26 protein-coding genes are annotated in these 24,046 nt (G+C 59.5%); 15 read left to right on the top strand and 11 right to left on the bottom strand.

What is annotated here, in order from left to right:
- Window positions 1-95: 95 nt before the first annotated feature.
- Both ACR0M2_RS14280 and ACR0M2_RS14275 read left to right on the top strand, forming a co-directional pair.
- A complete protein-coding gene (locus ACR0M2_RS14280) occupies window positions 96-908 on the top strand; it encodes a protein-disulfide reductase DsbD domain-containing protein (RefSeq protein ID WP_480705655.1) in 813 nt (270 codons plus the stop codon).
- 3 nt (window positions 909-911) lie between these two features.
- The gene (locus tag ACR0M2_RS14275; protein ID WP_480705654.1) at window positions 912-1,358 is read left to right on the top strand and encodes an NUDIX hydrolase; all 447 of its coding nucleotides are present in this window, start codon (window positions 912-914) and stop codon (window positions 1,356-1,358) included.
- On the opposite strand, the gene ACR0M2_RS14270 is transcribed toward ACR0M2_RS14275, so the two are convergent.
- From ACR0M2_RS14270 to ACR0M2_RS14245, 6 genes are all read right to left on the bottom strand, one after another.
- Window positions 1,328-4,729 (bottom strand): efflux RND transporter permease subunit, encoded by a 3,402-nt coding sequence (locus ACR0M2_RS14270; protein WP_480705652.1) that lies wholly within the window; start codon window positions 4,727-4,729, stop codon window positions 1,328-1,330. The genes ACR0M2_RS14275 and ACR0M2_RS14270 overlap by 31 nt on opposite strands.
- 5 nt (window positions 4,730-4,734) lie before the next feature.
- Entirely contained in the window at window positions 4,735-6,189 is a 1,455-nt protein-coding gene (locus ACR0M2_RS14265; RefSeq protein WP_480705651.1) for an efflux RND transporter periplasmic adaptor subunit, read from the bottom strand.
- A 106-nt stretch (window positions 6,190-6,295) separates the two neighbouring features.
- On the bottom strand, window positions 6,296-6,838 hold the full coding sequence (moaB, locus tag ACR0M2_RS14260) for a molybdenum cofactor biosynthesis protein B (protein WP_170350700.1): 543 nt from the start codon (window positions 6,836-6,838) through the stop codon (window positions 6,296-6,298).
- 6 nt (window positions 6,839-6,844) lie between these two features.
- Entirely contained in the window at window positions 6,845-7,465 is a 621-nt protein-coding gene (locus ACR0M2_RS14255) for a LysE family translocator (protein WP_480638690.1), read from the bottom strand.
- Entirely contained in the window at window positions 7,462-8,061 is a 600-nt protein-coding gene (locus ACR0M2_RS14250; protein WP_170350703.1) for a metallophosphoesterase family protein, read from the bottom strand. Before ACR0M2_RS14250 ends, ACR0M2_RS14255 begins: the two co-directional genes overlap by 4 nt.
- A complete protein-coding gene (locus tag ACR0M2_RS14245) occupies window positions 8,061-8,825 on the bottom strand; it encodes a uracil-DNA glycosylase (RefSeq protein WP_480639040.1) in 765 nt (254 codons plus the stop codon). Before ACR0M2_RS14245 ends, ACR0M2_RS14250 begins: the two co-directional genes overlap by 1 nt.
- Before the next feature lie 85 nt (window positions 8,826-8,910).
- On the opposite strand from ACR0M2_RS14245, the gene ACR0M2_RS14240 reads away from it, so the two are divergent.
- From ACR0M2_RS14240 to ACR0M2_RS14205, 8 genes are all read left to right on the top strand, one after another.
- Window positions 8,911-9,540 (top strand): scavenger receptor class F, member 2, encoded by a 630-nt coding sequence (locus ACR0M2_RS14240; protein WP_480648092.1) that lies wholly within the window; start codon window positions 8,911-8,913, stop codon window positions 9,538-9,540.
- 59 nt (window positions 9,541-9,599) lie between these two features.
- A complete protein-coding gene (locus ACR0M2_RS14235) occupies window positions 9,600-10,535 on the top strand; it encodes an aspartate carbamoyltransferase catalytic subunit (protein WP_170397098.1) in 936 nt (311 codons plus the stop codon).
- Entirely contained in the window at window positions 10,532-11,050 is a 519-nt protein-coding gene (locus ACR0M2_RS14230) for a hypothetical protein (protein ID WP_480705649.1), read from the top strand. The genes ACR0M2_RS14235 and ACR0M2_RS14230 overlap by 4 nt, the downstream gene beginning before the upstream one ends.
- Window positions 11,035-11,421 (top strand): hypothetical protein, encoded by a 387-nt coding sequence (locus ACR0M2_RS14225; RefSeq protein ID WP_480689560.1) that lies wholly within the window; start codon window positions 11,035-11,037, stop codon window positions 11,419-11,421. Before ACR0M2_RS14230 ends, ACR0M2_RS14225 begins: the two co-directional genes overlap by 16 nt.
- Entirely contained in the window at window positions 11,418-12,698 is a 1,281-nt protein-coding gene (pyrC, locus tag ACR0M2_RS14220) for a dihydroorotase (protein WP_480705647.1), read from the top strand. Before ACR0M2_RS14225 ends, pyrC begins: the two co-directional genes overlap by 4 nt.
- The gene (gene plsY, locus ACR0M2_RS14215) at window positions 12,698-13,303 is read left to right on the top strand and encodes a glycerol-3-phosphate 1-O-acyltransferase PlsY (protein ID WP_480705645.1); all 606 of its coding nucleotides are present in this window, start codon (window positions 12,698-12,700) and stop codon (window positions 13,301-13,303) included. Before pyrC ends, plsY begins: the two co-directional genes overlap by 1 nt.
- Window positions 13,300-13,569 (top strand): hypothetical protein, encoded by a 270-nt coding sequence (locus ACR0M2_RS14210; RefSeq protein WP_480705643.1) that lies wholly within the window; start codon window positions 13,300-13,302, stop codon window positions 13,567-13,569. Before plsY ends, ACR0M2_RS14210 begins: the two co-directional genes overlap by 4 nt.
- 179 nt (window positions 13,570-13,748) lie before the next feature.
- Window positions 13,749-14,222, top strand: coding sequence for a YHS domain-containing (seleno)protein (locus ACR0M2_RS14205; protein WP_480705642.1), 474 nt, complete (start codon window positions 13,749-13,751; stop codon window positions 14,220-14,222).
- A gap of 106 nt (window positions 14,223-14,328) precedes the next feature.
- Here ACR0M2_RS14205 and ACR0M2_RS14200 read toward each other — a convergent pair whose 3' ends face one another.
- Window positions 14,329-15,312: a quinone oxidoreductase family protein gene (locus tag ACR0M2_RS14200; RefSeq protein WP_480705640.1), complete on the bottom strand. Its 984-nt coding sequence runs from the start codon at window positions 15,310-15,312 to the stop codon at window positions 14,329-14,331.
- Window positions 15,313-15,503: 191 nt separating this feature from the next.
- Here ACR0M2_RS14200 and ACR0M2_RS14195 point away from each other — a divergent pair, with 191 nt between their 5' ends.
- Window positions 15,504-16,361 (top strand): DUF2189 domain-containing protein, encoded by an 858-nt coding sequence (locus ACR0M2_RS14195; RefSeq protein ID WP_170350712.1) that lies wholly within the window; start codon window positions 15,504-15,506, stop codon window positions 16,359-16,361.
- A 31-nt stretch (window positions 16,362-16,392) separates the two neighbouring features.
- On the opposite strand, the gene ACR0M2_RS14190 is transcribed toward ACR0M2_RS14195, so the two are convergent.
- Together ACR0M2_RS14190 and ACR0M2_RS14185 are read right to left on the bottom strand one after the other, a co-directional pair.
- Window positions 16,393-17,379 carry an NAD(P)H-quinone oxidoreductase gene (locus tag ACR0M2_RS14190; protein WP_480705638.1) on the bottom strand — a complete coding sequence of 329 codons (987 nt, stop codon included), beginning with the start codon at window positions 17,377-17,379 and terminating at the stop codon, window positions 16,393-16,395.
- Between the two features lie 55 nt (window positions 17,380-17,434).
- Complete coding sequence (locus ACR0M2_RS14185; RefSeq protein WP_480705636.1) at window positions 17,435-18,127, bottom strand: COQ9 family protein; 693 nt, start codon at window positions 18,125-18,127, stop codon at window positions 17,435-17,437.
- 111 nt (window positions 18,128-18,238) lie between these two features.
- On the opposite strand from ACR0M2_RS14185, the gene rpsU reads away from it, so the two are divergent.
- The 3 genes from rpsU (at window position 18,239) to ACR0M2_RS14170 (ending at window position 21,368) form a co-directional block, all read left to right on the top strand.
- Window positions 18,239-18,445, top strand: coding sequence for a 30S ribosomal protein S21 (gene rpsU, locus ACR0M2_RS14180; RefSeq protein WP_005614280.1), 207 nt, complete (start codon window positions 18,239-18,241; stop codon window positions 18,443-18,445).
- A gap of 296 nt (window positions 18,446-18,741) precedes the next feature.
- Entirely contained in the window at window positions 18,742-19,974 is a 1,233-nt protein-coding gene (locus ACR0M2_RS14175) for a CAP domain-containing protein (RefSeq protein WP_480705634.1), read from the top strand.
- Between the two features lie 203 nt (window positions 19,975-20,177).
- Window positions 20,178-21,368, top strand: coding sequence for a CAP domain-containing protein (locus ACR0M2_RS14170; RefSeq protein WP_170551734.1), 1,191 nt, complete (start codon window positions 20,178-20,180; stop codon window positions 21,366-21,368).
- 57 nt (window positions 21,369-21,425) lie between these two features.
- On the opposite strand, the gene ppk2 is transcribed toward ACR0M2_RS14170, so the two are convergent.
- Entirely contained in the window at window positions 21,426-22,343 is a 918-nt protein-coding gene (gene ppk2, locus ACR0M2_RS14165) for a polyphosphate kinase 2 (protein ID WP_170350719.1), read from the bottom strand.
- A 291-nt stretch (window positions 22,344-22,634) separates the two neighbouring features.
- On the opposite strand from ppk2, the gene ACR0M2_RS14160 reads away from it, so the two are divergent.
- Window positions 22,635-23,474 carry a CPBP family intramembrane glutamic endopeptidase gene (locus tag ACR0M2_RS14160; RefSeq protein WP_480705632.1) on the top strand — a complete coding sequence of 280 codons (840 nt, stop codon included), beginning with the start codon at window positions 22,635-22,637 and terminating at the stop codon, window positions 23,472-23,474.
- 3 nt (window positions 23,475-23,477) lie between these two features.
- Here the strand turns inward: ACR0M2_RS14160 and ACR0M2_RS14155 are convergent, their stop codons facing one another.
- A complete protein-coding gene (locus tag ACR0M2_RS14155; protein ID WP_170350721.1) occupies window positions 23,478-23,936 on the bottom strand; it encodes an Lrp/AsnC family transcriptional regulator in 459 nt (152 codons plus the stop codon).
- Window positions 23,937-24,046 lie beyond the last annotated feature (110 nt).

Below are 24,046 nucleotides of genomic sequence, written 5' to 3'. Positions count from 1 at the left end.
GGATTGGCAAGGGATCAGGTCACATTTTGCCAGATTTCACCCCAGTGACCGGAACGTGACTTGGAATCACCGGCAAGACCACGCATCTATGGAGTATGACGCGTTATCTTAAATCAACCGCGGCCGCTCTGACCGCTTGTTTCGCCCTGACCGCCCCCGCCCATGCGCAGGTTGAGGGCGATGTTGTGCAACTGGATGTGCTTGATGGTGGGCGTACGGCCAATGGCACCTATCTGGGGGCGCTGCGGCTGACGCTGAAGGACGGCTGGAAAACCTATTGGCGCGCACCCGGTGACGCTGGTATCCCGCCGCAGTTTGATTGGAACCGCTCGCAAAATGTGGGTGATGTGGCGATCACCTGGCCTGCGCCCCACGTATTTGTACAAAATGGCCTGCAATCGCTGGGCTATGCCGATCAACTGGTGCTGCCTGTTGAAATTACTCCAAGCGACCCCGCCAAACCCGTGCGGTTGCGTGGGGAAATGGATTTGGGCGTCTGCAAGGATGTCTGCATCCCCGAGACGTTGGATTTCGACCATACGCTGGACGCTGACGCCGGGCGCAACCCAGCCATTGCCGCAGCACTGGCCCAACGCCCCTATTCCGCGAAAGAGGCTCAGGTGACTGCCGCCAGCTGCCATCTGACCCCCACATCAGACGGTATGCGGATCGAAGCCCGCGTAACCATGCCCTCGGCCGGAGGGCGCGAGGTTGCGGTGATCGAACCGGGAAACCCCACGCTTTGGGCCTCGGAACCCGAAACGACACGGCAGGGCGGGACCCTGGTGGCCACATCCGAGGTGATCAGCGCCTCGGGCGGACCAATTGCGCTCGACCGGTCCGATATACGGATCACGGTGCTGGGCGCCAATCATGCCGTCGACATTCAGGGATGTAGCGCGGGCTGAGAGATGGGGAATACTCCTAAGATCGGCGCGCTGGCCGTTGTGGTGCATGAAACCCGCGTGCTGCTGGTGCAGCGCAGCAAACAGCCAGATGCGGGGCTCTGGGGGTTTCCCGGTGGGCATGTGGAATGGGGCGAAACGGTGATGCAAGCCGCGCAAAGGGAGTTGCGCGAGGAAACCTCGGTCATCGCGGAACCACAGTGTTATCTTGACAATCTGGACCTTCTGCGCCGCGACGAACAGGGCGCTGTGCAGTCGCATTACCTGCTGGTCGGGGTGGCCTGTGACTACCTCTCAGGTTCTCCGACAGCCGGGGATGATGCGCTGAACGCACGCTGGTTTTCGATAGATCAGATCAGACAATGTGACCTGCCCATGAGTGATCGAGTCGTCGATCTGCTGGAAACCGCGCTGCAGGCGCGTCAGGCCGCCCGTCCCTTGAGCCGCACGTAAAGCAAGCCGGACAACACGACGCTTAGCATCAGAATTGGTAGCGCACCGGCAAGGAACGCTCCCAGCCCCATATGCAGCGCCGCGATGCCCTCATCCCCCGGGTAGAGCCCTGACAACAAACCAACTGGCGCGCCAGTCATCGCGGGCCAAATCATCGTCATGCCAAACCACAGCAGCAACACAAGCCCGGTGGCCATCACCGTGCCCTGCACCACTCGATCCGGTGCCCGCATCGCCCGGCGCAACGCAGTCATCGGGCGTGACAGGTCGTTTAGAATAGCCAGCAGCGCCGGCACCAGTAACAACACCAGAAACATTCCGAAACCCAGCCCGTACACCAGCGTGATCACCGAAGGTTTGAGGAACTGCGCCTGTTGCGAACCTTCATACAGCAACGGTGTCAGCCCCAAAACCGTCGTCAGCGTCGTCAGCATCACGGGTCTGAGTCGATCCGCCGTGCCTTCGACAATCGACGGCACCAACCCCCGCTCTCGCTGATAGGCGTCGATGGTCGTGACCAGAACGATCGAGTCGTTGATGATGATCCCAGTCATCCCCAGCAGGCCGATCACGGTAAACATGCTCAGCGGCACATCCCATATATAGTGCCCCCAGATCGCGCCCACCAATCCAAACGGAATGATCGCCATCACCACCAAAGGTCGCGTCCAGCTGGCAAAAACCCAGGCCAGCACAAGGTAGATCCCGGTCAGACACAGGATAAGGCCAGTGCGCGCCTCGGTCAGGAATTCATCTTCTTGCTCGCTCAGGCCCGTCAACCGCCATTCAACCTGCCGTTCGGCGGCGATATTGGGCAGGATCTCGTCATTCAGCGCCCGGGCAATTTCTGCCGCACGCGCCGGATCATCCTCGGAGATGTCACCCCCCACCGTAATCACCCGCAGGCCGTTATTGCGCCGCACCGCCGAAAAGCCCGACTTGCGCTCGACCGAGACGATATCGGCCAGCGGCACATAAACGCCATCCGGCGTGCGCATAAGGGTGCGTTCCAGAAAATCGGCGGTCAGTTCACCTTCGGGCAATTCGACACGGATTTCGGCGCTGCGCGGACCGTCGGGGAAAGTCGCGGCCTCGATCCCGTTCAGACGATCCCGCAACACGCTGCTCAGTGTTTCCATACGAAAACCCAGCGCCTGCCCTATGGGTGTCAGATCCAGAATGAAGTCTTCCTTGTCATAGGCCAGGTCGTCCTGCAGCGCCGAAACCTCGGGGTATTTCGCCAATTCGGCCCGCAGATCTTCGGAAGCTGTTTTGAGCGTGTTCACGTCGGCGCCATAGAACTGCACCTCGATTGAATCACCGCCGGGCCCGGATCGCCAGCCGCGGAAGGTCAGCATCTCGACCTTGGGATGACGCGGTACAAAATCCTGTAACTCGCCCACGAACTCAAAGCTGGAATAGGGGCGCAGGTCGGCGTCGATCAGCTCGATTGAAATCCCGCCCAGCAAGTCCTGATCCTTGCCTTCTGCGGCGGGCGGGTTGAACCATCCGGCATTTCCGCCCACCTCGGCCAACACATAATCGATAGGATTGCGGCCATGGCGTTCTTCGTAAATCTGTCCCAGTTCTTCGGCAGCGCGCTGTATCTCGCGCATCATCGCCAGCGTATCTTCGCGGGTCGCACCTTCGGCCATGATAAAATTGCCGGTGACCGAGCCGCGTTCGGGCGCGTTGAAAAAGCGCCAGTTCACGTCACCTTTGATAAATAGCGCAATCTGGCTGGCCAGGATCACCACCATCACGGCCACAACCACATAGCGGACCCAAACCACCCAGGCGATCAGCGGGCGAAACAGGTGATCGCGCACCCAGCGAAACCCGCGATTGACAACGCGGTTGGGCAGGTCATACCAATGTTCTTTCGCCGAATGCGCGATAGCGTGGGCCATGTGGTTGGGCAGAATCAGGAAACATTCGATCAACGACGCGATCAGCACCGCAATCACAGTGAACGGGATGTCATAGATCAGTTCCCCAAACCGGCCGCCGATGGCGGTCAGACCAAAAAAGGCGATTACGGTGGTCAGGGTGGCGGCGAACACCGGCATCGCCATGCGCCGCGCAGCACGTTCGGCGGCCACAATCGGGGCCTCTCCTAGGCGGCGGGCACGGAAATCGGCGTGTTCGCCAACAACAATGGCGTCATCGACCACGATGCCCAGTGTGATGATCAGCCCGAACAGCGAAATCATGTTGATCGACAGCCCGCCGATATACATGAACGCAATCGCCGCTGACATTGCCACCGGGATACCCGCCGCAACCCAGAAGGCGATACGAGCATTCAGGAACAAAAACAGCAGGCACACCACAAGGCCCAACCCCATCAGACCGTTGTCCACCAGAATATCCAGGCGGTCGGTGATCGCCTGCGCACGTGTGCGGATCAGCTCGATCGTCACTCCTTCAGGCAGGCTGGCCTGCAGTTCGGCCACCACATCCTCGACCGAGCGCTGAATCTGAATCGCATCCCCCAGGTTCGAACGGTCGATGCGCACCGACATGGCGGGGTTTTCGCCAACAAAGTAACTGCGATTGCGATTGACGCCTTCCACCCGAATATCCGCAACATCCCCGATAAAAAGTTTTGAGCCATCGGCAAAATTGCGCAGCGCAATGCCCTCAATCTCTTCGGGGGTGCGCTTTTCGGTGCCGGTACGGATGCGCGCATTGGCGCCCGTGACATCACCTGCGGGGCTGGCCATCGCTTCAGCGGCTATGGCCTGCGCAATCTCGGACAGGGTGATGTCATTGGCGATCAATTGCGCCGTTGGCACTTCGACCACCACGCGCGGCGCGGCAAGGCCGCGAATCGTGGTGCGGGTCACGCCAGCGGCAAACAGGCGGTTGATCATCTCGTCGGTGAACTTGGCCAGTTGATCCGGGTCAACGGGGCCGGTCACGACCACATCCGTCACACGATCCCGCCATGCACCACGCCGGATCGAGGGTTCTTCGGCGTCATCAGGCAGGTTGGTCACACTGTCGACGGCGGTTCTGACCTCATCTACGGCGCGCGACATGTCCCAGTTAGGCTCAAACTCCAGCTCGATATCGGCGCGTCCCTCGCGAGAGGTCGAGTACGTTATGGCCACCCCTTCGACCGCCAGCAGAGCGGGTTCCAGTAGCTGGACGATGCCATTGTCCACATCCTCGGGGCCCGCACCTTCCCATTCGACGTTGACATCGACACGTTCAAGGATGACGTCCGGGAAGAATTGCGCCCGCATCGACGGGATCGCCGCCGCACCCAGCACCAGCATCACCAGCAACAGCAGGTTGGCCACCGTCCGGTGGCGGGTGAAGTAGCTGAGGATACCGTTCGCCGCGCCGGGGATGTCGCGCATCATGGCGCTTACCCTCCTGCCCGGGTCTCGATGCTGCGCACCAATGAGGCAGGGACACGGCTCTCGCTCAATTGTGCCAGAACACGAGCCTTGACGTCGTTCGGCATCTGATCGCTGGCCTCGACCCGCGCCACCAGTTGGGCGCGCTGTTCATCCGACAATTCAACCATGTCCGGTTCCGCCCCGGCATTGGCCTCGATCCGCAGTGGCCGCACCCGAACCCCGCCACCCAACAGCGGCGTCCGGCCAACAACAACCTCGCGCCCGACCAGACCATCACCGCGCAACAACACCTCATCGCCCTGGCGACGGATCAGTTGCACAGGCAGCGCCTCGAGCCTGTCATCGGGGCCCAGCACCAGCACCGTGCCCGCCGCATCAAGAACCGATGATGGCAAACGCACCACATTGTCCAGCTGTTGTTCCTGTACTGTGACCGTAACGAAATCGCCGGGCTTGAAACCGGGCGCGTCGTCCAGACGGGCATAGATCAGACGGCCAGTCTGCCCCTCACCCGCTGATCCGCTGTCGCGGCTGATGCGCCCCGTGGCGATCAGATCGGTTCCTGTTACCTCAAGCGATACGGTCACCGGCGCCTCGATCAGATTACCCTGGGCATCCAATAGGCGCACAAACTGCGCAGTCGAGACACGGAACGCGACCTCAAGCGCGTTGGGATCCACTAATTCCGCCAGTTTTTCATTCGCCGCAACCAACCGGCCCTCGACCAGGGTCACATCCGTCAGCGTCCCGGCAAACCGCGCGCGGACGGTCATGTCGTCCAGATCGCGTTCAGCGGCCTCAAGCGCGATACGGGCACGGGCCAGCAACGTGGTTGCCTGATCGACGCGCGATTCCGCCTGCGCCAGTGCGATACGACGCGCCAGTACCGCCTGCTGCGCGGCCGCTTCGGCCAGTTCGGCCTCTTCTGCGGCGGCAGGCGTGCCCACCCCGCGGCTTTGCAAATCCTTCTGACGCTGCATGGCACGTCCACGCAAGGCCGCCTGCGCCTCGGCCGAGTTCAACTCATCCTGCGCCAAAAGCAGTGAGCGTTCGGCATCGCGTTCCTCGAACTGAGCGTCCAGCAGGTCGGACTTGGCGCGGTCCAGGGCCGATTGTGCGTCAGCCGGGTCCAGTTCGACCAGAACCTCGCCGGTGGTGACGACGCCGCCATCCTCAAAATCCTCAGCCAACGAGATCACGCGCCCGCCCAATGCGGCGCGCAGCTCCAGGCGGCGGCGGCTTTGCACCTCGCCAAAGGCTTCGAGATAGGGGGTTACCGTCTCTAGCTCAGCCGGTTGCACGCTGACGGCAAAAATGCGTTCGCGCCCCTCGGGTGGCTCACTGTCGCGGTTCAGGGCCTCTTGCACCGCGCTGACAATCAGCTGTACCGCGACAAATACCAAGGCCAGCGTTAGAAACGCCAGAAAGACACCAACAAGGCTTTGCCTCAAAAATCGCATCTATCACTTACCCCGGTCGCATCAGGCTACCATATGCAAAACGTAGCCGGGCACGGAAAAATGCCAAGCCACAAAGCGGTTACAATCAGTTATACGTGCAACCAGTCTACTTCCGTCGGAGATGTTCGTCCAATCTTGGCATTATTTCCACGAAATTGCAGGGACGATGCCGGTAATCGAACTGTTTTTCTAAAATACCGTCCCAGGCGTCCTTGCAGGCACCGGGGCTGCCGGGCAGTGCAAACAGATAAGTGCCTTCGGCCACGCCACCCGTGGCGCGGGATTGCACCGCTGATGTGCCGATCTTTTCCATCGAAATGAGGGTGAAAACAGTGCCGAATGCCTCAATTTCCTTTTCATAGACGTCCCGGTGCGCCTCAACCGTCACATCGCGGCCGGTCAAACCGGTGCCGCCGGTCGAGATCACCACGTCAATGTCCGGGTCACCGGCCCACAGCCGCAACTGCGCCGCGATCTCACCGCGCTCATCGCGGATGATCTTGCGGTCGGCCACCGAATGACCCGCGCGTTCGATCCGGTCGACCAATGTCTGACCCGAGCGGTCATCGTCTAGCGATCGCGTATCCGAGACGGTCAGAACTGCGATCCGAACCGGAATGAATTCCATGCTTTCGTCGATGCGTGACATGTGGTGTCAGGCCCTTTCCATGATGGCAAGCCGGATGGCGAGGGCAGCGAAAATTCCCCCGGTCACCCAGCCCATAATACGTGAGGCGCGCGGGTTCGAGATCAGAATCTTCCCCGCGCCCCCGGCAAATACGCCCACCAGCCCATTCACCACAAACCCGCCCAGCGCGATGATGACGCCCAAAATCAGGAATTGGGGCAGGATCGGACCTATGGCGGGATTCACGAATTGCGGGATAAAGGCCAAAACGAACAGGATGACCTTGGGATTGGTCAGGTTCACCACCAACCCGTCGCGAAAGGCGTGGCTTGTGGGCTTTGCAGGCGCATCGGCGGACACCGCCCCGTTCCGGATCGCGCCCCATGCCAAATACAGCAGATAAGCCACCCCCATCCAGCGGATTACATCGAACAGCCATGGCATCGTCGCTACGGCGGCCCCCAACCCAAGCCCCGCTACAAAAACATGAACCATCGATCCGAGGGAAATTCCCGCGCTTGCAGCGAAAGCCGGTTTGGCACCTGACCGCAAACCTTGCCCAAAGCAAAACAACATGTCTGCGCCGGGGGTGAAATTCAGTGCCAAAGCTGCCGGAATAAACGCCAGCAGCGTGACCATTTCTATCATAAGGTGACCTCGAACCAATTTACCTTGGGGCCCAGATTGGCGATCTGCGTGCGGCCTAGGCTGCCGCGATAGCCCCAGCTGTCATGGATGTGTCCACACAGCGCAAGTTGCGGCTGCAGGCGTTCCACTGCGTCGCGCACGGCCACGGACCCCACCGCATCGCCCTGCGACGTGACATCGCCGTACCCCTTGGGCGGTGAATGCGCGATCAGGATATCCGCCGCGTCACAACGGTCCAGCAATTCAGTGGCCTCAGCCTCGGTCAGGTCACAGGACCAGTCGCCAAAAGGTGTAACCGGCACGCCATACCCCAGCCCGAACAGCCGCAGGCCGTCCAATGTCATGCCGGCGCCGTGCAGCACATGGTCACCTTCCGGCGCGGCCTTGACCAGTTCCTGCGCGCTTTCGGCATTGCCGGGCACCATCACGAACGGTGCGGTGATGCCGGACAGCATCGCCATCGCCTGGTCCAACCCCTGTCGCGCATTGCAGAAATCCCCAGCCCCGATCACCAGATCGGCCTCGGCGCTGGCCGCGACGACCTCGGCCGCGCGGTTGCGTGCCATATGCAGATCGGAAAAGGCCAGAATGCGCATCACTTGCCCTCCAGCCGGGCTTTCAGCTCTAGCAGATCAGCCCAGGCCTGCCGCTTCATCTGTGGTTGGCGCAGCAGGTAAGCGGGGTGGAACATCGGGATGACCGGTAGGTTCAGCGCCTGTGCCCATTGCCCGCGCAACCGAGTGATACCGCGCTTGCCCAGCACCGCCTGACAGCTGATATTGCCCATAATCACCAGAACCTCGGGCTTGGCCAGCGCCACATGCCGTTCCAGAAACGGTTTCATCATCCCGATCTCTTCGGGTTTCGGGTCGCGATTCTGCGGCGGGCGCCAGGGCAGGACGTTGGTGATATAGGCATTCTGGGTGCGATCCAGATCAATCGCCACCAGCATCCGGTCCAGCAATTGCCCGGCGCGGCCGACAAAGGGCTTGCCTTCACGGTCCTCTTCTCGGCCTGGCGCTTCGCCGATGATCATGACCCGTGCGCCCGGCGTGCCATCTGCAAAGACCAACTGCCGCGCGCCACGCTTCAGCTCGCAATGCTCAAACGTATCCATCGCCGAACGCAATTGGTCCAGCGACCCAGCACCTTGGGCTGCCGCTTTCGCGACGGCAACTGGATCTACTTTCTTGGGTTTGCCCGGGGCAGCCTGGGCCACGGCGGGCTTTTTAGTCTTGGGCGCAGTGTCAGGCAAAGCAAAACGGTCAACCGGCGCATCGCCGATTGCGTCCGTTGCACCCAGTTCGATCTGCCACTCCAGCAGAGCCCGTGCCGTATGATAGTCCAAAGCCGATTCCATACTCTTCAATCTAACCAGCTTTTGAACGAGGGAAAGCGAATAGGCCTTGATCGGGCGGTCCGTCGCACCGACCATGAGAGTATTCATGATGGTTCTATTGCGATTCCTTATGATTACTTTGCTGCTGACCACCCTCAGCGGCCCTGCTTTTGCGCAGCTTTTCGACCGCAACGGCCAATGCCGCCCCGGCCAGTTCCAATGCGGCACAAGGTGCTGTTCGGGCGGACAGAGATGCAGCTTTGATGGCCATTGCATTCCTCTGGGTGGCACCTATTGCGGGGGCGGGCGCACCTGCGGCCCGTTTGAGCGCTGCGTTGCGGGGGGCACGCGATGCGCGCCTGCGGGGGCGAACAGTTGTACTTCGCGCGCGGATTGCCCCGGCGGCTCGATCTGCAATGCGCGCCGCGAATGTGAACGCATCACGCCCAATTTTGACCCCAACACAGCAATCGAAGGCCTACCCACCGTCTGCGATGATGGCCTGACTTGCGGTGCGGGATCGTCCTGTCTGCCGGGCGGCGGATGCTCGCGCCCCGGATGGTTTTTGTGCGAGGAAACCGGCTCGCAATGCCGCCCTGGGTTCAAGTGTTCCGAACATCAGGGATGCGTGCCGATCAAGGCCATCGACTGCGGCTATGGCAAATGGTGCAAACCCGGCGAACAATGCCTGCCCGAGGGTGGATGCGAGAAACTGCCCGAAGGAACCGATCCTTAGGTTGCCTAGGCGCGCGGACCTTCCTATAAGCGGCCCGATTGTCAGACAGGAGCCCGCCCATGCGTTTCGCCCATCGTCACCTTCTTGGCATCGAGCATCTGTCGCAATCCGATATCACCGCTATTCTTGATCTGGCCGAGACATATGTCGACCTGAACCGGCAATCGACCAAGCATTCCGACGTGCTGTCAGGGCTGACGCAGATCAACATGTTCTTCGAAAACTCGACCCGCACGCAGGCCAGCTTTGAACTGGCGGGCAAGCGGCTGGGCGCGGATGTAATGAACATGGCGATGCAGGCCAGTTCGATCAAAAAGGGCGAGACCCTGATCGACACCGCCATGACGCTGAACGCGATGCATCCTGATCTGCTGGTGGTGCGGCATCCGCATTCCGGTGCCGTCGATCTGCTGGCGCAAAAGGTCAACTGTGCGGTGTTGAATGCGGGCGATGGCAAGCATGAACACCCGACACAGGCCTTGCTGGACGCGTTGACGATCCGTCGCGCCAAGGGCCGCCTGCACCGGCTGAACATCGCCATTTGCGGCGATGTCGCCCATTCCCGCGTGGCACGGTCGAACCTGATCCTGCTGGGCAAGATGGAAAACCGCATCCGTCTGATCGGCCCGCCCACTTTGGTACCCGACCACTTTGCCGAATTTGGTGCCGAGATCTATGACGACATGAATGAGGGCCTTAGGGACGTTGATGTTGTCATGATGCTGCGCCTTCAAAAGGAACGGATGGATGGCGGCTTTATTCCGTCCGAGCGTGAGTACTACCACCGCTATGGGCTGGACGCCGCCAAGCTGGCGCTGGCCAAATCCGACGCCATCGTCATGCATCCCGGTCCGATGAACCGCGGGGTCGAGATTGACGGGACCCTAGCCGACGACATCAACCGCTCGGTCATTCAGGAACAGGTTGAAATGGGGGTCGCCGTCCGCATGGCTGCGATGGAACTTTTGGCCCACAACCTGCGCGAGGTGGCATGAGCGATCTGACCGTTGCCCCCCATGAACGCGGCGTGATCCGCCTGTTCACGCTGAACATGCGCCCGGAAGAGGCCAAATTTCTGCGTGAACCCGGTGCCGCCGATCAAATCCTGGGCGTCGAGGGGCTGGACGCTGAACAGATCGACGTCTTTGCGGTCTCAGACCTCGAGGACCTGGGGCTCTATGGCTATCTGAACGAGGGCTGCGGCGTGTCCGCCGATCAGTTGGATCGCAATGCGCTTGAAGCCATAACGGGATGGGTCATGGTGGTCCGCAGCGCTGCCTTTGGCGATCGCGCAGCCACTCTGATCCCCGACAAGCGGCTGCGCCTGATCGGGCTGTTCACCGAAGAGGCTACCAACTGGACCGGCGGTCCGATCGAAACCGAAAGCGCAAAACCGTTCTCAGCCCCTCAACCTGCGTCCCAAAACGACCAGCCCCGCCGCATCGGTTCTGCCGTTCTGGCACTAGTGATCCTTTTGGCCGTCGGAGGCATCCTGTGGCTGATCCTGTGACCTTCTCGCCCGACAGAGGCACTTATATTCGCACCAACGCATGGCTGGCCGCCGTAGCCATGGCGGGTGCGATGATTGTGCTTTGGCTGATCGGAAACCCCTATCCCTGGACCGGCGCGCCTGCCGGTCTGGCCGCCGTCGGCATCCGGGCATGGTACATGGCCTCGGAAGAACTGGTCGCCACCTGGACGATGACGGACACCACCCTCACCGGCCCCGGCCCGCGCAAGGTGGCACTGAACCAGATCAAGGTGGTCAACACCATGGGCAGTTTTGTCCAGATCGTCACCAAGGGCGGCGACAAGCACCTGATCAAATATCAGGCGGATTCCGCCGCCACCAAAGCCGCAATCGAAAGGGCACTGGCATGAGCAACCTGACCTTCACCAACGCCCGCCTGATCGACCCGGAAACCGGCACGGACAGCCTTGGCTGGCTGCAGGTGGGCAATGGCCAGATTACCGCGCGCGGTGACGGCGATGCACCGTCCACGGATACGCCAATCATCGATTGCAGCGGGCACTGCCTTGCCCCTGGCATCGTCGATATCGGCGTCAAAGTCTGCGAACCGGGCGAGCGGCACAAGGAAAGCTATAAATCCGCCGGTCTGGCAGCAGCAGCCGGCGGTGTGACCACCATCGTTACCCGCCCCGATACCAGCCCGGCCATCGATACGCCCGAAAGCCTTGAATTTGTCACCCGCCGCGCGCAGGCGGATACGCCGGTCAACGTCTTGCCCATGGCCGCCCTGACCAAAGGACGCGACGGGCGTGAGATGACCGAGATCGGTTTTCTGCAAGATGCGGGCGCGGTGGCGTTCACCGATTGCGATCACGTTGTCACCAACACCAAGGTATTCTCGCGCGCTCTGACCTATGCGCGGTCTTGCGACGCGCTGGTTATCGCGCATCCACAGGAACCTGTCCTGAGCGCCGGGGCCGCCGCTACCAGCGGCAAGTTTGCAACCTTGCGCGGATTGCCCGCCGTCACGCCCATGGCCGAACGCATGGGGCTGGACCGCGATATTGCCCTGCTGGAAATGACCGGCGCTGCCTATCACGCCGATCAGATCACCACCGCCCGTGCCCTGCCCGCGCTAGAGCGCGCCAAGCGCAACGGGCTGGACATCACCGCGGGCACTTCGATCCACCATCTGACGCTGAACGAGCTGGACGTGGCCGACTATCGGACTTTCTTCAAGGTCAAGCCGCCGCTGCGGTCCGAAGATGACCGTCAGGCGGTTATCGAGGCCGTGCGCAGCGGCTTGATCGACATCATCAGCTCGATGCACACACCGCAGGACGAGGAAAGCAAACGACTGCCGTTTGAAGAAGCCGCCTCGGGCGCTGTTGCGCTGGAAACGCTGCTGCCCGCAGCCCTGCGCCTGTATCATTCGGAACAGTTGGACCTGCCGACGCTGTTCCGGGCCATGGCGCTGAACCCGGCAAAACGGCTGGGGCTGGACAGCGGTCGCCTGTCCCAGGGCGCGCCCGCCGATCTGGTGCTGTTTGACCCGGATGTGCCCTTTGTGCTGGACCGGTTCTCGCTGAAATCAAAATCGCAGAACACACCGTTTGACGACCAGCGGATGCAAGGTAAGGTCACCGCAACCTACGTGGCTGGACAAGAAGTTTACCGGAGACCCTGATGCCGCCATTTGACAGTTCGATGACCCAGCTGATCCTCTGGGCCGCGCTTGGTTATCTGATGGGGTCTGTTCCTTTTGGCATGATCGTCGCCAAGGTCATGGGGCTGGGCAACCTGCGCAATATCGGGTCAGGCAATATCGGGGCAACCAATGTGCTGCGCACCGGCAACAAGGCAGCCGCGGCGCTGACGCTGATCTTTGACGCCGCCAAGGGCGCGGTGGCCGTTCTGTTGGCGCGGGCACTGGCCGGGGAAGACGCCGCCCAGATCGCGGCGCTGGCCGCCTTTTTGGGCCACTGCTTTCCTGTCTGGCTGGGCTTTAACGGCGGCAAGGGCGTGGCCACCTTTCTGGGCCTGTGGCTGGCGCTGGATTGGCGCATAGGTGTGGCCTGCTGCCTGACATGGCTGGTGGCTGCAGCGATCTGGCGGATTTCATCACTGGGCGCGCTGGTGGCTGCGGCCATGTCGGTTGTCTGGGTGATTGTGCTGACGGACAGTTCAGCCTTTGCGCTGAGCATCATCCTAACCCTGCTGGTCTACTGGCGCCACAGCGCCAATCTGGCGCGGATCAAGGCGGGAACCGAGCCGAAAATCGGCAAATCGTGATTGCGCCAACCGGTTTTCTGAACGCCTTTTTCGCGCTGCCCGAGTGTACGTTTACCGGTTATGCCAATGGGCGGCGCTATGTGGTCAGCCGTTCGGTTTTTGGCGCTGAAAGGTCTCTCAAACTGGTGGCCCATCAGCTTGGCGGCCCGGACTATATCAGCATGAACTTGTATTTGACGCGACAAAGTGGTGCCCTGCTGCGCCCCTGTGAAATGCCTGGCGATAAGGTCGTTTCATTCGTCACCGCTCTGATCCCGGATACGTAGTCTGCATCACCAAAATTTGTGTTACCGGACCTTCACAATTGATTGTCTTGAACGTGATCAGGGCGCTGCCCAATTGAGGTTCTGTGACGGCCAATTACCGGCGTCGCAAAAACAAAATCCGGTTTGCCCGGGCAAAATTCAGGTGCTCTTGAGCGAGCCTATTCACGAAAGGTGAAACCATGAACAAGTTCAAATCCATTCTGGGCGGCGTTGCGCTGTCCGTTGCAATCGCAAGCTCGGCGCTGGCCGCTGGTGTTGAGATCAACGCAAGCTCGACCGGTCTGGCAATGCAGGGCTATGACCCGGTTGCATATTTCACAGTAGGCGAGCCGACCAAAGGCGATTACCGCATCTCGACCCTGCACAACGACGCGCTGTACCGTTTTGCTTCGGAAGAAAACAAAGCCGCCTTTGAAGAAAACCCAGAAGCGTACCTGCCCGCATATGGCGGTTACTGCGCATTCGGCACCGCGATGGGCTTCAAGTTCGACGGCGACCCGAACTACTGGAAAATCGTTGACAACAAACTGTACCTGAACCTGTCGAAAGACATACAGGAGCGCTGGGAAGGCGACGTTCCGGGCTTTATCGAAAAAGCCGGTGTGAACTGGGAAAACATTGCTAACAAAGATCCGGCTGAGCTGCAGCAATAATTTGCTGACATCTGACAGTCTTTCGGCGGCGAGGTCACTCGCCGCCGTTTTTTTTTTGTTCCCGCTGGCGACAGGCCCTGTGACATTTGCTCAGGACTTGATGAGTTTACAATTCCAGCACCGTGCTGCCGGTGGTCTGTCGTGCCTCAAGCGCACGATGCGCATCGTCCACCTGAGCCAACGGAAAGCGCTGGTCGATATGGATCTTGACCTCACCGCCCTCAACCTTGCCGAACAGACGTCGGGCCATCGCCTGACAGACCGCGTGATCGGCAATATGGGTAAACAAAGTCGGGCGGGTGATCTTGAGCGAGCCCTTCTTCGCCAGCATCCCAATATCTATCAGCGGCACAGACCCTGACGCATTGCCGAAGGAAATCATCATCCCCAACGGCTTGAGACAGTCCAGCGATCCGGTGAACGTATCCGCCCCGATGGAATCCATCACCACATCCACTCCCTTGCCGCCGGTGATTTCGGCTACGCGCTCGACAAAGTTTTCGGTGCGATAATTGATACAATGCGCAGCGCCGTTGAATTGGGCAAGGCTGCATTTTTCGTCGGTCCCGGCGGTTCCGATTAGAGTAATCCCCTCGGATTTGGCCCATTGGCATGCGATTAGCCCTACGCCACCAGCGGCCGCGTGAAACAAAACAGTATCGCCACGTTTCAACGGCGTCGTTCGGTGAAACAAATATTCGACCGTCAATCCCTTTAGCATCATCGCCGCCGCCGCATCATACGGAATCCCGTCAGGTAGTGGACAAACCTGCGCTGCGGGCATGACCCGGGCTTCGGAATAGGCGCCTGCCGGTGCCGCCGCATAAGCTGCACGTTGGCCAGGCTCAAGATGGGTCACACCTTCGCCAACAGCTTCGATCACGCCTGCGGCCTCCATCCCCAGAGCGTGCGGCAGATCCATCGGGTACAGCCCGATCCGCTGGTAGATGTCGATAAAATTCAATCCGCAGGCATGATGGCGGATACGCACCTCGCCGGGGCCGGGGTCCCCGACGGGGCGGTCTTCGATCCTCAGAACTTCGGGGCCGCCGTGTTCGTGAATGACGACGGTTCTTGCCGTTTGCTGCATGCTGACCTCCTGTTGCCTGCGACCAAGCTAACACGCCTGAAAATCAGGGCAATCGGCACATTTCCGCGTCACGCAACCGTAACGTGAAAAAATGTGCTATACTGCTATCTGGGCGTTGCCGGCTGGTCCGGCCTCAGGCAATTGATGCCGGATCCACCCTGCTGCGCGATACGCAAAGGGAGGGGAAATCAATGGCTAAAACGATTGGAAATCCGATTAGCTGGGCCGCTCAGAATATCGGTGCGACCGGTGATCACATAGCTGAAAGCGTCAACCATATCGGCAGCGCGGATACGCGGCATCTGCCGGTGGTGCAAAATTTGACGATGCAAGACCTGCGGGCTTGTCTGCAGGCTGGGTACAATGACTTTCTGGAAACCAGAGCAGATGCCATATTCATAGTGCTGATCTACCCGATCGCAGGATTGTTGATGTTCGGGTTCGGGCTGAACCGCAACATGGTGCCGCTGCTGGCGCCGCTGATCATGGGGTTTGCTCTGATCGGCCCAATAGCCGCAGTGGGTCTGTACGAGATCAGCCGCAAACGCGAACAAGGGGGAGAAGTGCATTGGCTGGATGCGTTCGGCGTGTTCCGATCGCCATCTTTCGGTGCCATTTTGATGTTGGGTTTCTATCTGGTCATGCTGTTGCTTGTCTGGCTGATGGTAGCGCAGAGCATCTATGTCCACACGCTGGGCCCTGATCTGCCCACATCCTTAGGCGCCTTTGTCACGCAGGTGTTCACCACCGGTGCGGGCTGGACAATGATCATCTTTGGCAACGCGGTAGGATTCCTGTTTGCTCTGGTCGCACTAGCCATCAGCGTGGTCAGCTTTCCGTTATTGCTGGACCGCAAAGTGGGTCTACCAGTGGCGGTTGTGACCTCGGTCCGGGTGTTGCGGCAAAACCCCGGAGTGATCCTGACATGGGGCTTCATTGTCGCCGCCTTGCTGGTGATTGGCGCAATCCCGATGCTGCTGGGGTTGATTGTGGTGATGCCCGTGCTGGGCCACGCCACATGGCACCTGTACCGCCGGGCCGTCGCCTAAAGCGCGCGGCCTGAACCGCGCGCTGGTCAGCTTATCCGGCGACGTTCAAAACGATCTTGCCGATGTGATTTGAACTTTCCATACGCGCATGCGCAGCGGCGGCGTCGGCCAGCGCGAACTCGCTGTCCATCACGGGCGCCACCCTTCCGGCGTCCAGCAATGGCCAGACCGCCTCGCGCAGATCCTGCGCAATCTTTGCCTTGGCCAGATCACTTTGTGGGCGCAGGGTGCTGCCGGTCAGGGTCAACCGTTTGACCATCATCAGGGCGAAGTTCAGTTCGACCTTCGGGCCCTGCAAAAAGGCGATCTGCACCAGGCGCCCGTCTTCAGCCAGGGTCTTGACGTTGCGCGGGATATAATCGCCCCCAACCATATCCAGGATCAGGTTCGCCCCACCTTCGGCGCGCAGGACACCCACGAAATCCTCATCGCGGTAATTGATCGCCTTTTCGGCCCCCAGTTTGACGCAAGCCTCGCATTTATCGGCCGAACCGGCGGTTGCAAAGACCCGTGCGCCAAACGCATTGGCCAGTTGGATGGCCGTCGTGCCAATACCGCTGGACCCGCCATGGACCAGAAAACGCTTACCCGCTTTCAACCCACCGCGCATGAAGACGTTGGACCAGACGGTAAAGAAGGTCTCGGGCAGGCAGGCGGCCTCTTTCATTTCCATACCTTTAGGAACCGGTAGGCAATGTGCAGCGGGCGTGGCGACATATTCGGCATAGCCACCGCCGGGCAACAACGCACAGACCTTGTCACCAACCGACAGGCCATCGACACCCGCACCGATCGCAGCGACCTCGCCCGACGCCTCCAGGCCTGGCAGATCGCTGGCACCCGGCGGGGGATCATAAGCCCCAGCGCGCTGCAATGCGTCCGGACGGTTTACCCCGGCATATGCCACTTTGAGGATCACCTGACCGGCTTGGGGTTCCGGTACGGGACGATCGGTCAGTTGCAAAACCTCCGGTCCGCCGGGTTTGGTGATCTCAACGGCGCGCATTGTCTGGGTCATGGGCAAATCTCCTTTGCCCAATGCCTAGCAGGCAATTTCTGGAAGGCCCAGATGCTTACTTGCGCGGATTCAGCATCCCGGGCAGGTCGACCCGCATTTTCACGGGCGGTTTCACCTGGCTGGCAAACCAGTTCGGCACCGCCAGAAACGGTTTGAACAGCGGATTGCCATTCACCTGCGCCTTGAGCTTTTCGAATTGCATGACATTGTCGATGCGACGGTCCAAAAACTCCCACGTTTTCTGGTGGTCCGGCGAATCATCCCCCAACCAGAACAACAGGGTCGAGGAATAGACCCCAGACAAGGTCGCGCGCTTAGTGTACCAGTTCACGTCGTCCGAGGTATCGCCCAGCGTGTCCCAGATCAGATCGCAGGTCTGCCACAGCGCCTTGGCCCCATCCGCCGCATGGGTCGGCAGCGAAAACAGCGTCATGCTCCGGCGCACCAATTCCTTGTCAGGCACAGCCTCAAGCCGGAACCGAACGGCAGCGGCCACGCGCTCGCGGAATTTCAGCTCGCTCAGGTCGGTGGATTTCAGACGCTCTACCATGACCGCATCCCCGCGCGCATGAAAAGCCAGCGCCAGATCAACCGCGCCTCGGGGGCAGATCGCGCGCGCCAAACCGTCATCCAGATCGCAATCAATGATCGCGGCGCGAAAGCTGGTTTCAGACCAACCGTCAAAGGGCACGTGGGTCAGCATCGCGTCCAAAAGCTGTTGTTTTGCATCTTCATAGGTGACGGTCATGGCGGGTCTCCGGTTCTCGGGGCCAGTACTAGACAAGATAGACCGGCTTTGCTATACGGCCAACTCCTGCAATTTCCTTGCAACTCTATCTAGAAAGGTGGTGACAACCACATGCAGGTTAGTGTTCGCGACAATAACGTCGATCAGGCGCTTCGTGCCCTGAAGAAAAAGCTGCAGCGCGAAGGCGTGTTCCGTGAAATGAAGCTGAAGCAACATTTCGAGAAACCGTCCGAGAAAAAAGCGCGCGAGAAGGCTGAAGCGATCCGTCGTGCCCGTAAACTGGCACGTAAGAAAGCACAGCGCGAAGGTTTGCTCTAAGCACCTCGCTCGTCCAGCTTTGGATGACACTATTTGACGACCCCCGAGGCATCGCCCGGGGGTTTGTCGTTTCTATCACCGGTTGCATTCCGCCGAGTCCGCCTCAGCCTTAGGCGACAAGCTGCTAAATCGGGCCAAGCAACATTTTGCCCGGCATTTTGCAGCGCAGCGAATCCCGTATCGGTAGCACGCCCCTGCTGATATTCGCCTGAAATCTAAACCGCTCTGTCCGTCCGTTCGACGCCCCCTGTAACTGGCCTCGTCTACTCAGACGACCATTCAAAACGGAGGCTACCATGTCGACTGCAAGTACATTCGAGCAAGAAATGCTGGCGTTAATCAATGATGAGCGCACATCCCGCGGGCTATCCCCGCTGCAACTGGAAACCCGCCTGAACGCATCGGCCGAAGATCACAGCACCTGGATGCTGAACGCCGATATATTCAGCCACACCGGTTCGGGCGGTTCTAGCGCGACCGAGCGCATGGAAGATGCCGGATTCGACTTTACCGGCAGCTGGCGGTCAGGTGAAAACATCGCCTGGCAATCGGAACGCGGTGCCGCAGGCATCAGCGACGATGTCGAGCAACTGCACCAGAGCTTGATGAACAGCCCCGGCCACCGCGCCAACATCCTGAACCCTGACTACGAATTTATCGGAATTGGGATTGAAGAAGGCGACTACAATGGGTGGGATGCCGTAATGGTGACCCAGAACTTTGCCACCACCGACGCTGCAGTGGTGCTGGACAACGGTGCGGCACCAACGCCGCCCACGGACGACGTGGCAATGCCGGACGACCCTGTCTCCGAAGACCCGGTCGAAGATACACCGGACACCGACGTCACCGAAACCGATGACCCGGTCGAAGAAACACCGGATACCGATGTCACCGAGACCGAGGACCCGGTTGAGGAAACGCCTGACACCGACGTCACCGAGACCGACGACCCAGTCGAAGAAACGCCTGACACAGATGTCACCGAAACCGAGGACCCGGTTGAGGAAACGCCTGACACAGATGTCACCGAGACCGACGACCCGGTTGAGGAAACGCCAGACACCGATGTCACCGAGACCGAGGACCCAGTCGAAGAAACGCCTGACACCGACGTCACCGAGACCGACGACCCGGTTGAGGAAACGCCAGACACCGATGTCACCGAGACCGACGAACCGGGCGAAGAAACACCGGACACTGACGTCACCGAGACCGAAGACCCGGAAACACCTGAACCGGATGTCACCGATACGACTGCAGGCGTTTGCTTCGACGTGGAAGAATTCCTGGCGGCAATCGAGGATTTCGTGAACGACCTGTTGGCGCTGGTCGACGATTTCAAAATGAATGACGACCCGATGGTGACCGATGCGGACACCACCGAGGACGATTTCATGCTGACCCTGGATATGTGCGACGACACTCCGGCGGCGAATGACGATGCCCCGGTCATGGAGGCGGACGCACCGGATGACTTCTTTATCCTGATACCGGCCGACAGTGGATGCATGATGGACTTTGTCTAAGGTCCGATGCAGCGTGTGAGGCACTGAAACGGTGCCTCACACCGCTTTCACAGCGCACTTGCGCAGTTTTTCGCACAAACAACGCGAATCAGGCGGTGGCAAATCGCCGAACGGGTCGGGGTGTCCAGATTGTGTCTGTATCCCGTCAAATTCTCGCCATTAATGTCTCGCCAAAATAACTCAATTCAATTGGAGGCAGAATCATGTCAACGGCCAGCAATCTAGAACGGCAGATGCTTGCATTGATCAATGACGAACGCACAAGTCGGGGGCTGCAACCCCTCAAGCTTGAGCTTCAGCTGAACGACTCGGCCGAAGATCACAGCGAATGGATGCTGCAGACAGATATCTTCAGCCACACCGGTCAGGGCGGCTCGAGTGCGACCCAGCGGATGAGAGATGCCGGTTTCGATTTCACCGGCAGTTGGAGATCGGGTGAAAACATCGCCTGGCAATCCGAACGCGGGCCCAATGGTGCCAGCGATGATGTGGTACAGCTTCACCAAAGCCTGATGAACAGCCCCGGTCACCGGGCCAACATACTGAACCCCGATTTCGAATATATCGGGATCGGGATTGAAGAAGGCAATTTCAACGGTTGGGATGCCGTGATCGTGACCCAGAACTTTGCCACGACCTCGGCGCCGGTGCAGTTGGACACCGGCGGGTCGTCTCCAGCACCGGCACCGGCGCCCGCCCCTGCACCAGCAGAACCGACACTACTATATGTGGATGCTGGTACGGTTGGAAATGATGCGGATAACTTTTTCGCTCTTAAGTCTGGCCAGTCCGGCAGCCTAAAAGGGCAAGGCGGTGACGATAGTCTTAGTGGCGGAAACGGCGGCGACCTGCTTCACGGCGGGCTGGGGAATGACACTCTGATCGGTTACGGAGGTAGGGATACCCTGATCGGCGGTCAGGGAGCGGACCTTCTCAGGGGTGCTGACGGAAATGACTTTTTGCAAGGCAGCAGAGGCAACGACAGGCTGCATGGCGGCAACGGAAATGACCTGCTATTGGGTGGCTCGGAAGACGACAGGCTGCAATCCGGCAATGGCAATGATGTACTGAGAGGTGAACGCGGCCGGGATGACCTCTTTGGCGGTGCAGGAAATGACGTCTTGTGGGGGGGACGCGACGTCGACAACCTGACTGGCGGCTCAGGTGCCGACGTATTTGTCCTCACCAGCGGTGCCGACATTGTCACAGACTTTACCGACGAGGACCATGTTTATCTCAGAGTAACGGCTGCAATCACAAGCTACGACGATTTAAAAAACAACCATATTCGCCAATCAGGTAGCGATGTGATTATCGACGATGGCGCCGGCAACAGCCTAACACTAGAAAACACATTATTGTCGGATCTGACGCAGGACCATTTTTTGGTCTGATATTCCCGACACCTTAAACCAAAAAACGCCCCCAAGTCCGGGGGCGTTTTCTTTTGATCAATAGATTTTGGGAACGTGCAACTCATCCGGCAGGACGCGCCGTTCATATTCCGGGTTGTATCTTCGATCCGGTAATTCGACCTTTTCCTGCGGAACATCCGTATAGGGGATCTTGGTCAAGAGATGCTCGATACAGTTCAGGCGCTCGCGTTTCTTGTCATTGCCTTCGACGATATACCAGGGCGCCTCGGGAATGTTGGTGCGGAACAACATGTCTTCTTTGGCCTTGGTATAGGCCTCCCAACGAATGCGGGATTCCAGATCCATCGGCGACAGTTTCCACTGTTTCATCGGGTCGTGAATGCGCATGAGGAACCGCAACTGCTGTTCTTCATCAGTGATTGAGAACCAGTATTTCAGCAAAATGATCCCCGACCGCACCAGCATCCGTTCGAATTCGGGAACGTCCTGAAAGAACTGTTCGACCTGATCCTCGGACGCAAACCCCATCACCCGCTCGACCCCAGCGCGGTTGTACCAGGATCGGTCGAACAACACGATTTCGCCGGCCGCGGGCAGATGCGGTACATAGCGCTGGAAATACCACTGGCTTTGCTCCCGACGGCTGGGCGCAGGCAAGGCGACCACGCGGGCGACCCGCGGGTTCAGCCGCTGGGTGATCCGCTTGATCACGCCGCCCTTGCCGGCGCTGTCACGCCCTTCGAACAGGATGCACACTTTGGCCCCGGTATGCTGCACCCAGTCCTGAACCTTGATCAATTCGGCCTGCAAGCGCAGCAGATTGCGGAAATAGACTTTGCGATCCAGCATGTCGGGATGCTGGTCCTTATAGATCTTGCGGACTTCCATCGAGAGCATGGGTTCGCTGAACTCGATCTCGAAATCTTCGTCCAGCGTGTCTTCCAACTCGGCTTCCAGCCAATCTTTTGGGGCATCGTTATGTTCGTAAGCCAAGGTCTTATCCTTATTGTCTATCGGGTCCGGACCATACAACGCGCGTGTAACCGCCTGATGTCATCAGAATAATTGATAAAGCCCTTCCCCAAGCGAAACCGCTTATGGCAGCAAGGTCAAGGCGATGCGAAAAGAGGTTTGGTCCTTTTCTAAATCTGAACCTACACGCCCAGGGATACAAGCGGCAGATTTGCCGCATTACCAACAGGTTGGCATAAATCCGCCCCAAACCTACTTGCCAGAGGGATCATTCCGTCGGCACAAGTACCCTTCAACCCCCCTGAGGTGAATGTGGCGCATTTCATTTCCCTACTGCCTGCGATCTGGCCCTGGTTCATCCTGATTGCCGCACAAATAGGCATGGTATCAGGCCGACAAGGGCTGGGTCTGGCCCTGTTGGCAGCGTTCCTAGGTTCAGCAACAGTGCTTGGCCTGCTAACCCCGCTGGCCTTGGCAATCACGGCAGCGGGCTTGCTGGGTGCTGTAGGGTTGCGCCGTCTGACCGGTGTGCCCGCCGTTTTCGGGCATCTGGTGTTGATCCTGTGGTGTCTGGCTCTGGGGGCGCATTTGATCCCCGGGTTTCACAATCTATTGGTTCTGGATCAGGTACAGGCAGGCCCGGGCAGCGCTGCGTTCACAATGTATCTCAACCTGGACAAACCAATGGTCTTGTTTGCCGTTCTGCTGGCTTGGCCAGGCATGATCCATGGCGCGCGGCTGGTTAGAACCGGGCCTTTGTTGATCGGGTTGGCGGCACTGCCCGCCCTGTTTGCGTTGGGTCTTTCCTTGGGTGCGGTGCGGCCCGAGATCGGCCTGCCCGCATGGTGGCTGATTTTTGCGCTTTCAAACCTGTTCCTGACCTGCCTGACTGAAGAGGCTTTTTTCCGTGGCTATCTGCAATCGGTCCTGACGTCGAAAATCGGCGTGGCGCTCGGGATCGCAGCTGCCAGCCTGCTGTTCGGTCTGGCCCATGCGGGCGGTGGCCCGGCACTGGCCGTCTTCGCCTCGATCCTCGGGGCCGCCTGCGGATTGGGGTATTACGCAACCGGGCGGCTTTGGGTGCCGGTTCTGATGCATTTTGGCTTTAACGCCCTGCACCTGGCCCTGTTCACCTATCCCGGCCCGGGCTGAACGTCACACCGGCAACGCAGTGGTCTTAAACACCGTACGCAGCGCGAAGGAACTTTGCATCTGCGCCACCCCCGGCAGTCGCGACAAATACTGGCGATGGATACGGGCAAAATCCTCGGTGTTCTCGGCGACAACCTTCAAAATATAGTCCGCCGTACCGGCCATGAGATGGCATTCAAGCACATCAGGAATGCGCGCCACGGATTTTTCGAACGCATTCAGAAGCTCTTCGGCTTGCCCTTGCAGCGTGATCTCGACAAACACCGTCGTGGGCACATTCATCTTGCGCGCATCCAGCAGCGCCACGTATTTGCGGATATAGCCTTCAGCCTCTAGCCGCTGAACGCGCCGGTGACAGGCCGAAGGCGACAGATTCACCTGCTCGGACAGTTCCGCATTTGACATACGGCCATCCCGCTGAAGGGCTGCCAGAATCTTTTTATCCGTCGCATCCAAGCTCATTTGCGCAAGTCCTTTGCGAGTTTTCGATTATATAACGAAGATTCTCCTGAAAAAAAGCATTTTTGCAGGCAGAGTTTCACAGAAATTGCGCTCTGGATCGCCCATTATTT

It is taken from the genome of Ruegeria sp. BE10 (assembly GCF_056538905.1).
This window is presented reverse-complemented; position numbering and strand designations above follow the sequence as displayed.